General features: G+C 60.9%; 8 protein-coding genes. 1 reads left to right on the forward strand and 7 read right to left on the reverse strand.

Features of this window, described 5'->3' with window-relative positions; all coding sequences use genetic code 11:
• Positions 1-43: 43 nt before the first annotated feature.
• From PSH97_RS15280 to PSH97_RS15310, 7 genes are all read right to left on the reverse strand, one after another.
• Positions 44-1,687 (reverse strand): fatty acid--CoA ligase, encoded by a 1,644-nt coding sequence (locus tag PSH97_RS15280; protein WP_305445647.1) that lies wholly within the window; start codon positions 1,685-1,687, stop codon positions 44-46.
• A 31-nt stretch (positions 1,688-1,718) separates the two neighbouring features.
• Positions 1,719-3,497, reverse strand: a complete 1,779-nt coding sequence (locus tag PSH97_RS15285; protein WP_305445648.1) for an acyl-CoA dehydrogenase C-terminal domain-containing protein — start codon at positions 3,495-3,497, stop codon at positions 1,719-1,721.
• Positions 3,498-3,504: 7 nt separating this feature from the next.
• Positions 3,505-6,021: an efflux RND transporter permease subunit gene (locus tag PSH97_RS15290; RefSeq protein WP_305445649.1), complete on the reverse strand. Its 2,517-nt coding sequence runs from the start codon at positions 6,019-6,021 to the stop codon at positions 3,505-3,507.
• Positions 6,022-6,052: 31 nt separating this feature from the next.
• The gene (locus PSH97_RS15295) at positions 6,053-7,126 is read right to left on the reverse strand and encodes a WD40/YVTN/BNR-like repeat-containing protein (protein WP_305445650.1); all 1,074 of its coding nucleotides are present in this window, start codon (positions 7,124-7,126) and stop codon (positions 6,053-6,055) included.
• 147 nt (positions 7,127-7,273) lie between these two features.
• Complete coding sequence (locus PSH97_RS15300; RefSeq protein WP_305445651.1) at positions 7,274-8,632, reverse strand: DUF1329 domain-containing protein; 1,359 nt, start codon at positions 8,630-8,632, stop codon at positions 7,274-7,276.
• 41 nt (positions 8,633-8,673) lie between these two features.
• Entirely contained in the window at positions 8,674-10,686 is a 2,013-nt protein-coding gene (locus PSH97_RS15305; RefSeq protein WP_305445652.1) for a DUF1302 domain-containing protein, read from the reverse strand.
• 127 nt (positions 10,687-10,813) lie between these two features.
• Positions 10,814-11,380, reverse strand: coding sequence for an RBBP9/YdeN family alpha/beta hydrolase (locus tag PSH97_RS15310; protein WP_305445653.1), 567 nt, complete (start codon positions 11,378-11,380; stop codon positions 10,814-10,816).
• A 355-nt stretch (positions 11,381-11,735) separates the two neighbouring features.
• On the opposite strand from PSH97_RS15310, the gene PSH97_RS15315 reads away from it, so the two are divergent.
• Complete coding sequence (locus tag PSH97_RS15315) at positions 11,736-12,788, forward strand: AraC family transcriptional regulator (RefSeq protein WP_305445654.1); 1,053 nt, start codon at positions 11,736-11,738, stop codon at positions 12,786-12,788.
• The last annotated feature ends 36 nt before the right edge of the window (positions 12,789-12,824 follow it).

Genomic DNA, 12,824 nt, shown 5'->3' on the forward strand with positions numbered 1-12,824 from the left:
ATAGTACGACTGGTCAGGGTTGACGTAGCATCCACCGCGCCTTTCACCCCAATTCGCTTTGCCGGATCAGTTTCTTATCAATCTTCCCGACGCTGGTTTTAGGAATCTGGGCGACGAATTTGAACTGCTTGGGGATCGCCCATTTGTTGATGCGACCACGCTCGACAAACCCTTGCAGGTGCGTCTCCAGGATCTTGCGGTCGAGATACTGCCCCGACTCGCACACCACCAGCGCCATCGGCCGCTCACCCCATTGTTCATCGGCAATGCCCACGACCGCGACCGACATCACCGCTGCGTGTTCGCTGATCAGGCTTTCCAGTTCCAGAGAGCTGATCCACTCCCCGCCCGTCTTGATGACATCCTTGATTCGATCTTTGATTTGCACTCCTCCCAAGGTGTCGATAAAGGCCAAATCACCGGTGTGCATCCAGCCGTTGTGCCAAAGCTCGGCACCCTTTTCGGGCTCCTTCAAATAGCCTTGGGTCAGCCAGGGTGCGCGCACCACGATCTCGCCCAGAGACTCGCCGTCATGGGCAACGTCATTGCCATTGGCATCGATGATTTTCAGGTCGACCATCGGCACCGGCGTGCCCGTCTTGATGCGGGTGGCCAGTTGGGCTTGCGTGGATTGTTCGAGGTCTTCATCACGCAGGTACGTCAGGCACAGCAATGGGCAGGTTTCCGACATGCCGTAACCGCTGTGCACCTGAATACCTTTGACGCTCGCTTCGCTGGCAATTCCCAGTGTCAGTGCGCTGCCACCCAAGAGCATTTTCCAGCCATCAAAACGGGTCTGTGCCGCTTCCTCGCAGCTCAGGATCATTTGCAGAATGGTCGGCACGCAGTGGGAAAAAGTGACCTTCTCTTGACGATACAGCCTGACCAGGCTGTTGGGTTCGTAGCGGCCGGGGTACACCTGCTTGAGCCCCATCAGGGTGGCGACATAGGGCACACCCCAGGCATGCACATGAAACATCGGGGTGATGGGCATGTAGACATCATCGGAGCGCAGCAACGGCAAGCCTTGATAGACGCCCAAAGTGCCCACGGCATTCAAGGTGTGCAAGACCAATTGGCGGTGGGTGAAATACACGCCTTTAGGGTCGCCAGTGGTGCCCGTGGTGTAGAAAAGGGTCGCCACCGAGTTTTCATCGAAGTCGGGAAAGTCGTATTGGTCTGCGGCCCCGGCCAACAGGTTTTCATATTCCCCCAGCACCGGTAACGACGTGGCGGTTGCTGTGTCGTCCGTGAGCTGCAGGTAACCTTTGACGGTTTCAAGTCGCCCGTGAATCTGTTCAACCAGCGGCAGGAAATCATCATGCACCAGTACCAGGTCGTCCTCGGCATGGTTCATGGTGAAGAGCACCTGATCCGGCGAAAGACGGATGTTCACGGTGTGCAGCACCGCGCCGATCATCGGTACGGCAAAGAAGCATTCCAGGTAGCGATGGCTGTCCCAGTCGAGCATGGCCACGGTATCCCCGGCCTTGACGCCGGCAGCGGTCAAGGCGTTGGCCAGCCTGCGGATCCGCTGGTTGAGGGTCTGGTAGCTGTAGCGCAGTTTGTCGGCGTAGACGATTTCCCGGCCCGGCTCGTAACGCACGCCGGACAACAACAATTGCTTGATCAGCAAGGGATAGGCATAGGCGCCATCGGCGGGCGGAATTATTTTTGTCGCCATCATGGTTGAGGTTCCCGGTCCTATTTACGTGGGCTCAGAATTGCGCCGCGTCCAGTTGATAGAGGCATTCGCTGCCAGCCTTGGCCGACGCGCTCAGCGAGTGGATGCGCGGCAGCAGGCGGGCGAAATAGAAGCGCGCGGTGGCCAGTTTGCTGGCATAGAAATCGTCTTTTGAATGCGTGCTCATGGCAGCCTTGGCCATTCGCGCCCACATATAGGCGTATGCGGTGTAGCCGAACACGTGCAGGTACTCGACCGAGGCCGCGCCGATTTCATTCGGGTTGCTCTGGGCTCGGTCCAGCAGCCATGCGGTCAGTTCGTCGAGGGTGTCGACGGCAGCGTTCAACGGTTTGGTGAACTCACCGAGGTCAGCGCAGGCATTGGCGGTAAATTTGCGGATTTCCGAAGCAAACAGCCGGTACAGCGCCCCGCCGCTGCCGACGATTTTGCGCCCCGCCAGGTCCAGTGACTGAATGCCGTTGGTGCCTTCGTAGATCTGGGTGATGCGCACATCGCGAACCAATTGCTCCTGGCCCCATTCGCGGATGTAGCCGTGGCCGCCGAAGATCTGCTGGCCATGCACCGTGGTTTCCAGACCCATGTCGGTGAGGAACGCCTTGGCCACCGGGGTCAGCAGCGACACCAGTTCCTGGGCGCGGCTGCGGCTTGCCGCGTCATCGCTGTACTTGGCGATGTCCAGTTGCAGGGCCACGTAGCTGGAGAACGCACGCCCGCCCTCGTTCAAGGCCTTCATGGTCAACAGCATCCGCCGTACATCCGGATGCACGATGATCGGGTCGGCAGCCTTGTCCTTGTGCTGCGCGCCCGTCGGCGAACGACTTTGCAGACGGTCGCGGGCGTATTCGACCGCGTTCTGATACGAACGCTCACCCAATGCCAAGCCCTGGATGCCCACGCCAAGGCGTTCGTAATTCATCATGGTGAACATCGCCGCCAGGCCCTTGTTCGGCGCATCGACGATCCAGCCAGTCGCTCCGTCAAAGTTCATCACACAGGTGGCGGATGCCTTGATGCCCATCTTGTGCTCGATGGAACCGCAGGACAGCGAGTTGCGCTTGCCCAGCGAGCCATCGTCATTGACCAGCACCTTGGGCACCAGAAACAGCGAAATTCCCTTGGGACCGGCCGGTGCATCCGGTAACCGCGCCAGTACCAGATGAATGATGTTTTCGGTCAGGTCGTGCTCGCCGCCGGTGATGAAAATCTTGCTGCCGCTGATCTTGTAACTGCCGTCGGCCTGAGGTTCGGCTCGGGTGCGAATCAAGCCCAAGTCAGTGCCGGCATGCGCCTCGGTCAGGCACATTGAACCGGTCCAGGTGCCGGCATACATGTTCGGCAGATAGCGTTCCTTGAGTTCCTGACTGGCGTGGGCATTGATCGACAGGCACGCACCGGCGGTCAGCATCGGGTACAGGCCGAACGACAGACTTGCCGAGTTGACCATCTCCTCGACCTGAGCCGAAATGGCCTTGGGCATCCCCATGCCACCGAACTGCGGGTCGCCACCCACCCCCACCCAACCGCCTGCGGCGAACGCATGGTAAGCCGCGACAAATCCGTCTGGAGACTGGACCGCGCCGTTGCTCCAGGTGCAGCCCTGCTCGTCGCTGCTGCGATTCAGCGGTGCGATAACTTCGCCACTGATTTTGCCGGCCTCTTCAAGAATTGCGGCGACCGTTTCTTCATCGATCACCTCGGCCATGCCAGGCAATTGGGCCCATAGCCGGGACACCTGGAAGACTTCGTTGAGTACGAAGCGCATATCGCGCAAAGGAGCTTTGTAATCAGACATGGTTGGCTTACTCGGAAGTGGTCAGGGCATGCGGCATGTCCTGACGTTGGGATGCACCGGTCTCACCGGTTTGCGCCACTTGGGCTTGTGGAACCGGGTGACGCAGCAAGAAGTACGACAGGGCCGGGATCAGGATCAGCGCGCCGAGCATGTTCCACAGGAACATGAAGGTCAGCAGGATGCCCATGTCGGCCTGGAACTTGATCGGTGACCAGACCCAGCACACCACGCCCGCCGCCAGGGTGATGCCCACCAGGCCCACCACCCGACCGGTAAACGACACGGCGTTGCGGTAAGCCTGACTCAGCGGCAGGCCCTGGCGCTGGTAATGCAACTGCACGCTGAGCAGGTACAACGCGTAGTCCACGCCGATGCCCACGCCCAACGCGATCACCGGCAGAGTCGCGACCTTCACGCCAATGCCCATGGCCACCATCAACGCCTCGCAAAGGATCGAAGTCAGCACCAGCGGCAACAGGGCGACCAGGGTCGCGCGCCAGCTGCGGAAGGTGATCAGGCAGAACAACGTCACCGCCGCATAGACGTAAAGCAGCATGGTGCGATTGGCTTCGCGCACCACAATATTGGTCGCCGCCTCAATCCCGGCCGACCCGGCCGCGAGCAGGAACTGGCGATCTTCGCTGTTGTTCTCCCGGGCGAATTTTTCGGCGATGCCCACCACCGCATCCAGGGTCTCGGCCTTGTGGTCCTTGAGGAAGGTGATCACCGGCATCAGCGAACAATCGGTGTTGAACAACTCCGGGGAATTGACCGAGGCTTGCTGCGCAGCGTAGTTCAGCACGTCCTGATTGCGCTGGATGCTGTTGAGCTTGGGGTTGCCTTCATAGGTGCCGGCGGTGATTTGGCGCACCGCGTTGACCAACGAAGCCGTCGCCTGCACCCCCGAATACTGCTGCAGTTCCCAGGCCAGACGGTCGGCGAGAACCAGCGTCTTGTAGTTCAAGCAGCCTTCCGGCGCGGTCTTGATCATCACCGCGAACAGGTCGCTGGACAGCGCGTAGTGGCTGGTGATGTAGGCGTTGTCACGGTTATAGCGAGAGTCGGCACGCAACTCTGGTGCGCCACTTTCCAGGTCGCCGATCTTCAGCTGCAAGCTGACCATGAAGCCGCCGATGCCCATCAGTACCGCGACCAATACCGCCCCCGTGGCCCATTTGGCCGTGGTGAAGCGGTCAAGCAAGTCCCACAGTTTGCCGAAGCCTTTGTGCCCTTCTGCGCGCGTATCGATTTTCAGCGCACGCTCGGCCGCCTTGGTGCCGACGCCGACATAAGACAGCGCCACCGGCATCAGCAACAGCGAGGTAAAGATCAGCACCGCCACACCGATACTGGCGGTGATCGCCAGGTCGCGGATCACCGGAATGTCGATCAGCATCAGCACCGCGAACCCGACAGCGTCGGCCAGCAGCGCGGTGACGCCGGCAATGAACAGACGGCGGAAGGTGTAGCGTGCGGCGATCAGTCTGTGGGTGCCGCGGGCGATGTCTTGCATGATGCCGTTCATCTTCTGCGCCGCGTGGGACACACCGATGGCGAAGATAAGGAAAGGCACGAGCACCGAGTACGGATCGATGGCATAGCCCAGCCGGGCGACGATGCCCAGCTGCCAGACCACCGCGATCAGCGAGCAGCCGACCACCAGCAAGGTGCTGCGCACGCATCGGGTGTAGGCGTAAATGGTGATCAGCGAAGTGACGACGGCCAGGCCGAAGAACATCATCACCTGGATGAGGCCATCGATCAGGTCGCCCATCAGTTTGGCGAAACCGATCACCCGGACTTTGTACTGGCCCTTGCCCTCCTCCCCGGCCTTGCGCGCAGCACTGTCGCCGGCGAACTCGATCTTGTCGCGCAACTGCTCCTCGAGCATCTGCGAAAAGGCGTGGTAGTCGATGCGCTGACCGCTGGCCGTGGCTTTGTCCAGCAGCGGCACGATGAGCATGCTCGATTTGTAGTCGCTGGCCACCAGACTGCCGACGATTCCGGCGCGGGAAATGTTCTGGCGCAGCTGTTCTATTTGCTCGGGTTTGCCCTCGTAGGTATCGGGCATTACCGGGCCACCCTGGAAACCTTCCTCGGTGACTTCGGTCCAGCGCACCGCCGGGCTCCACAACGACTTCATCCAGGCGCGGTCGACGCCTTCGGTGACGAACAACTGATCGTTGACCTGTTTGAGTACATCAAGATAAGCGGGGTCGAAGATATCGCCCTGAGTGTTCTCCACCACCACCCGTACCGAGTTACCCAAACCGCGCAGCGACTGACGGTTTTCCAGGAAATTCTGGATGTACGGCTGGCTCTGCGGAATCATCTTTTCAAAGCTGGGGCGCAGCTCCAGGCGAGTTGCGGCCATGTAGCCCAACACCACGGTGGCCAGCGCCATCAGCAGCATGAACAACGGACGGTAGTTGAATACCAGTCGCTCCAGCCGGTTGCCGGACTGGCGGTCGAAATCCCGCAGATCGCGGATCACCGGCATGGTTTCTTGTTTGGTATGGCCCATGTCTGGGTTCTCGCTCTAAGGGTTCGAGGGCTTATTCAACGGACAGCGTCCGTGCACCACGGCTGCCAACCACCACCAGCGCACCGTCGGCGGACTGAGTGGCGCCGGTCACCGGTGTCGGTGCCCGTTGCTGAACCAGATGCAATTGCGCACCGAAGCCCTGGCTGACCAGCATCTGCCCGCCCAGGGTGAACAAGCGGTAGTTGCCACGGCCATCGACGAGGCCGGCGGTGATGCTGACGTGCAGGCCATTCTTCAGCGGGGTCCAGCTGAGACCGCCATCGGTGCTGCGCAGCACATTGCCGCGCAAGCCGTAGACGAGCGCTTCGCCGGGCTTGCCGAGCACACCGAAAAAACTGCCCTGATAGGGTGTCTGCACGGCGGCGAACCGCTGTTGGGTGTCATCCCATTTCAGCAACAAGCCTTGCTCGCCGGCGATGTACAGCGCATCGCCAGTGGAGGCGATGGCGTTGAGGTGAAAGCCCTGCGGGTTGTCGGTGCGATCCTGAAACGGTGTCCAGCTCTGGCCGCCGTCTTCGGTGCGCAGGATCAAGTTGAACACCCCGACCACATAGCCGAGGCGGTCGTTTTCGAACCAGACATCAAGCAAGGGTTTGTCGGCGCCCTGCGCCATCAGGCGCTCACCTTCGGCGACCAGCAGTGGCCATTGTTCGTTGCCAGGTTCTGCACGGGCCAACGCTTGGTAATGCTTGACCAGCAAGGCCCCGATCTCGCGGCCGTCCAGTTGCTTGCGCCAGGTCGCACCCGCGTCACTGCTGTGCAACACCACACCGTCGCCGCCCACCGCCCAGCCTTGGGTGGCGGAAGGAAAACTCACGGCATTGAGGTCGGCACTGACCGGCACCGCTGCCTGCTGCCAGTGTTTGCCGGCATCATCGGAATACAGAATGTGGCCACGCTGCCCGACTGCGACCAAACGCTCGCCGGCGCGGGCCATGCCGGATAACGGACTGTTGACGGCCAGGGCGCTGACCCTGGCCGGCAGATCCAGCACGTCGACATAACCGGACGCCTGGCTCAGGCCCTGCAACATTGCAAGCAGAGCGCCGAGCGCCAGCCGCAGATAATTTTTGTACGAACACATACCGCGTCCTCTTCGGATAACCGCGCCGGGACACACGTCCGTGTGCCTGACGTTCCAACCTGGGCGTGCGAAACGATCGGCACGCGCCGACCGTCGTGCGGTCCCCTGCCTGGCAGTGGACCGCACGGACGCTTTGTCACGGTTTGCTTAGCGAATCCCGCTACCGGCCAGGGACTCAGGCGACCACTGCGCCTTGGAGAGCGGATCGATGTACTTGATGCCGCCGTAAGGCCCGACCACGCCGTTGATGTTGTAGGAGCCGCCCACCAGGTCGTAGATCATGAAGGGCGTGGAGTCCGGGATCTGCTTGTCGTAGCTCTGGCTGAGGAACGCGAAGGAGCCACGGTACAGTTGACCACGGGCGTCGTATTGGTCAGAGGCCAGAGCGGTCCAGCTGTCTTCATCAAGGTAGAAGCGGCGCTTCTGATAGATGTGTCGGGCGCCGGACTTGAGGTTGCCTTCCACCACCCACACTCGGTGTTTTTCCCAGCGCACGTAATCCGGTGCCAGGTGATTGGCGGCGGTCAGCGACTTGGGGTCCTGGGCGTAAGTCAGCTTGTAGGTGTTGTACGGCACGATCATTTCCTGCTTGCCCACCAGCTTCCAGTCATAGCGGTCCAGCGCACCGTTGAACACGAAAACATCGTCGTAGGTGCCCGCGCCAGCGGTGCCAGGGTTAGGCGTGTCGTAAGCCAGGTTCGGCGCCAGCTTGACCCGACGCTGGCCAGGCAAGTATTGCCAGGCGCGGCGCGGTTGCTGCAGCGGGTTGGCGGCGTCCTTGAGCATCACCGCTTCACCGGCCCGGCGCGCAGGGCCGGTATAGGACAGCTTCATCTGGTAGTACACGTCGGCGCTGCTGATCGGCTGCGCCAGGTTCTCGTAGATCGGATAGGAAATGAACGCCTGCCCGGTGGTCGCCAGGGTCGGCACGCCAGCGGAATCGACGTTCCAGGAGTCGTACTTGGAGTTGATGTTGACCCCCTGATAACGCAACAGGAAGTTCCACATCGCCTCGTTGCCCGACTGCGGAATCGGGAACGGCACGCCCGGCAGTACGTTATCGATGGCCAAACCACCTTCGAGGGACTTGGCGCCGCTGGCATTCTTCACGCCATTGTCGAGGATGGCTTTGGGCAGCGAAACGGTGCGGTGGGTCGGGTAGACATTGACGTGGAAGCTCGGAAAACGCTTGGCCAGTTCCGCCGTGGTTGCACTGAGCAAGCCCTTGTACTGATCGACGTTTTTGCCGTCGATCACCAGTAACGGTTTTTCGTTGGCGAAGGGATCCGGACGCATGCTGTCACCGGATTTGAAACTGGCCGGCGGCGTGGTCAGGCCACCGTCATAGGCAGGGATGGAACCATCAGCGTTCCCGGCCTTTTCGGCGCCCACCAGGGTCAGGCTGCTGCCCAACTTGGCAGCGTCCTGGGTTGAAACAGCGGCCTGTGCCTGGGCGGCAAGGACCATCGCCAGCGAAGCAGCCAACACGGTTTTTGCGAATTTCATCTTGTTATTCTCCTGCTTGCATTGAGCAAATCAGTGGTGAATCAAAAAGTGGTTTTCATCGTCAGGTAAACGGCGCCACGGTCCTCAGTCGTGGCCCCACCACCGGAGAAGGCCGAGTAGCCGCCGCCGTAACACGCATAGTTTTCATTGCCGCTAAAGGCATTGGGTGTGGAACCGTCGCCGCTGCCGGCATTGGCCGCGCCGGTGCTCAAACCGCTGGCGTCGCACTTGTCGGTCTTGCCGAAGGAGTCCACGTACTTCAGGTCGACGAAGTATTTGTTGTACACAACGGCACCCACGCCCACGGCATAGTTGCCGGTGTCTTTGGCACCGCCACCGGACACTGGTGATACGCCGTCAAGGCCGACGTTGATGGACATTGGTGCGTTGAGGTCGACGCCGGGAAACACCTGGTACCAGGTCGGCGTAAAGTTGACCGCGATACCCCAGTTGTCCCGGGTCGGCTGGTCGATGCCGCGATAGGTGTCCTTGCCCTTGTAGAGCGCTTCGTTCTTGCTATCGAGCTTGAGCAGGTTGCTGTAGTACAACTCGGCGAGCAGGCTGGCCGAATCGAACACCGGTGTTTTCGGGAAGGTCATCAGGCCGTTGAGCGTCCAGTGCAAGGTGTCACCGGTGGCACTCATGCTGTCGCCCTTTTGCGGGGTGTCATAGATCACCCCGGTGGCCGCCGTGCGGGCCGGCAACAACCCAAGACCTGCGCCCAAACCCCGCGGCCCTGTCGAGCTGACAACCGCGGGAATACTGGCCAGCGGCATGTTGTGCCGAATGTTCAGGTCCGACCCCACACTGATACCGCCCACATCCTTGGACAGGCTCAGGCCGACGATCTGAATGTTGTCGGCATAGGCCAGTTGATAGGTGCTGGTGCTCAACGAATTGAGGGTGTTGACCACGGCCGGCACCATGCCGGCAGGCGGGGTACCGTTGGGATTGGCCGACGTCAGCCCGGTGGCGTTCAACCAGGCTTGCGGCAGGATTTCCGAGGTATTGCGGTAGTAAACGCCGAGGGTGCCATCCAGCCAGGCCGGCGACCACTTGGCCATCACGCCCCAGTCTCCGCGCTTGTCCGGCGTCAGGTCGTGACCGCGACGCACATTGGTCAACCCGTTGCAGGGCGCCAGACCACAACCCAGCGGGCTGCCCGGCACCACGCCATTGGTGTTGCCCAGCAGGAACGACTGCGCACCGAAGCCGACCAGATCGGAACCACCATAATAAGTGCCAGCTTCCGGCAGGCGGGCGGCATCCCAATCGAGGAAATACTGGGCACCCACGGTCAACTCGGGGTTGACGGTGAACGACATCGACAACTGGTTACGCGGAACGAACAGCTCCTTGGCTTCGGTACCCGGCGAGGCGGCCAGTTTGGCCAGGTCCAGGCCGGACTGGCCGTAGCTGATCGAGTGCACCGGGTTGAGGATGGTTTCACCCCAGAACACGTTGTGCTGGCCGGCCTTGACGCTCAACAGCGACTCCTCGCCCACTTCGGTGCTGTAGAACACGAAGGCATCGAGGATTTCGCCGGATGGACCGGTGTAGTAACGCTGGGCGTAGTTGCTCAGGTGGGGGCTGCCATTGCCGACATTGTCGTTGGTGACCCCGGCCAGGCGCGGATCGTTGGCGACCAGACCCGACCTTGCATCATTGCCGTTGACGAACGGGTTGGAATTGGAACCGGTGTTCTCGTAAGCCTTGTCGTACCAACTGGCGGCACTGACACGAAAACCCATGTGGTTCTGGTAGACCACATCCATTTCGGTCAACAGGTCAACACGGTTGGTGATGTTGGTTCCGGCCTTGCGGAAGTTGTAGTCGCCGTCGTTGTTGTTCGGCGTTGCCAGCATGCGTTTGTCAGCGCTTTCGGTGCGTACGCCGTAGTTGTACTTCACGGTGTTATCCAGACGTACGGTCCAGTCCGGGTTACCTGTATCGAGCTCGACCGCCTGCGCGACCGGCACGGCGGTGGCCAGGATGGCCGAGGCCAACAAGGTGTAACGCGAGGGTGCGAACCCGTGACTCTTATTGTTGTGCATTGCGTTGTCTCCGCCTTTTGTATTTGTTTTAAGCGCAGCCGCCCTCGCGCAACCCCTTGTTCCAGGGGTTTACGTTTTTCAGGTGTGGGGGCAAATGCCGGATGGCTGGGGCCAACCGGCGCCTGAATTAGCGATCCAGTTCCAGGATGAGTGCTTCGGCTTGCGGCCAGTGGCCAAAGCCTGCAGCTGGATTGAGATGACCCACCTCGCCCATATTGAGTAGTTCACTGCCCCAGCCTTCAGCCAGGCGAGTGGCAGCGTCCAGGCTGGCAAGGTGGTCGTTGGTACTGGCGGCCACCAGGCTGCGGAACGGCAGTGGCCCTTTTGGCAGAGGGCGCCAACCCTGGGTACGCAGGGTTTCAGCGGATGGGTAGCCTTGCGGCCAATCAGCATCGAGATCCGGAGGCGTCGCCAGCAGCGCGCCCTTGATCGGCCGACGGTGCTGCGCCGCCCAGTGCGCGACCATCAGCACTCCGGCGCTGTGAGCAACCAGAATCACCGGCCCGTCGATCTGCTCCAGCGCGTGCTGAATCGCTTCGACCCGCTTGGCGCAATCGAGCTTGTCGGTTTCCAGCGGCGGCACACTGCGCACCTTGCAGAGCCTTGCCTCAAGCAGCGTTTGCCAATGCTCGGCAACGTGCTCGCGCAGGCCCGGTACGATCAGAACGGTTGCGGCAGTTAGCAGTTTGTCCACTTCAACACCTTCGCTTTCTCGATGACTCGACTGGCTCTATCGCCAGGGGCTTTTTGTAGGACTGACATTAAAGAGCGCCCACCCGGGGCGCTTTTCATTGGACGTCAGGCACTTTTCTTTTCATGACAAATTTCCAGGGATCGGCACGCGCCGACCATTGGTCGTAAATCCCGGCAGGTTCTCTGCGGGTCACTGTAATCAAGGGGTGAGCGTTGATTGCTCGAGGACAACGGAGGTGATTCCGGACAGATTTGAGCGAGCGCCGTCGACGACCTCGCAACTGTTCAATTGCTGATGTGCTGGATATAGTCGCCACGCTCATTTGAATCGCAACCGGCCCAGGAAAGACCTTCGCATGCCCAAGCTCGTTCGCGCCGCCGTCTTGACCAACTACCTGGAGGTCACCCAGTACCTGGGATTCAACCCGCGTGATGTGCTGGCCGGTGTCGGCCTGAGCAAAGCCCTTCTGCAAGCACCCGAACACCGCATTCCCATTGATGCCGCCGTACGCCTGCTGGAAGATTCGGCCGCCGCCAGTGGCTGCCAGAGCTTCGGTCTGAGCATGGCCGAGTCGCGTCAGCTCTCGGACTTCGGTGTGGTCAGCCTGCTGCTCAGCCACCAGCGAACGCTGCGTGATGCGTTGCAAGTGTTGGTGCATTACCGTCATCTGATGAACGACTCGCTGGCCCTCTTCATCGAAGAGGCTGGCAAGATGGTGATCATTCGCGAGGAGGTGGTTACTGAATCGCCGATGCCCTGCCGACAAGCCAATGAACTGGCCATCGGGGTGATGTTCCGCCTGTGCGCCGCCCTGCTCGGCACCCACTGGCACCCTTACAGCGTCAACTTCACGCACCAGCCTCCCGACAACCTGCAACTGCATCGCCGCCTGTTTGGTTGCAAGCTGGAATTCGGCAGCGAGTTCAACGGCATTGTCTGCTCCGACGCCAGCCTCGACGTGACCAACCCCAATGCCGACCCGGCCATGGCGCGCTACGCCCAGAGTTACCTCGACTCGCTGCTGAATCATGAGGGCCCATCGATGCTGTTCGAGGTGCGCAAAGCCATCTACCTGCTGCTGCCGATGGGGCGCGCCACCATCGAGCAGATCGCCCAGACCCAAGGCATGAACGTACGCACCCTGCAACGTCGCCTGAAAGACGACGGCTGCGCCTTCAACGACCTGATCAACGACGTGCGTCGCGACTTGGTGTTGCGCTACCTGGAAAACCCGAATTATTCGTTGGGGCGCATTGCCGACATGCTCGGCTACTCCATGGCGAGTTCCTTCACACGCTGGTTCATCACCCAGTTCGGCATGCCGCCCGCCGCATGGCGCAGCGCGCAAAAGCACACCGCCAAGGCACCGCCGGACCTGACCACCCTGCCCGGCTCCAGCGAACCCTGAACCGGACGCAACAGACGCAGGGCATGCAAAAAAAAG

Source organism: Pseudomonas cucumis (genome assembly GCF_030687935.1).
Taxonomy (GTDB): Bacteria; Pseudomonadota; Gammaproteobacteria; order Pseudomonadales; family Pseudomonadaceae; genus Aquipseudomonas; species Aquipseudomonas cucumis.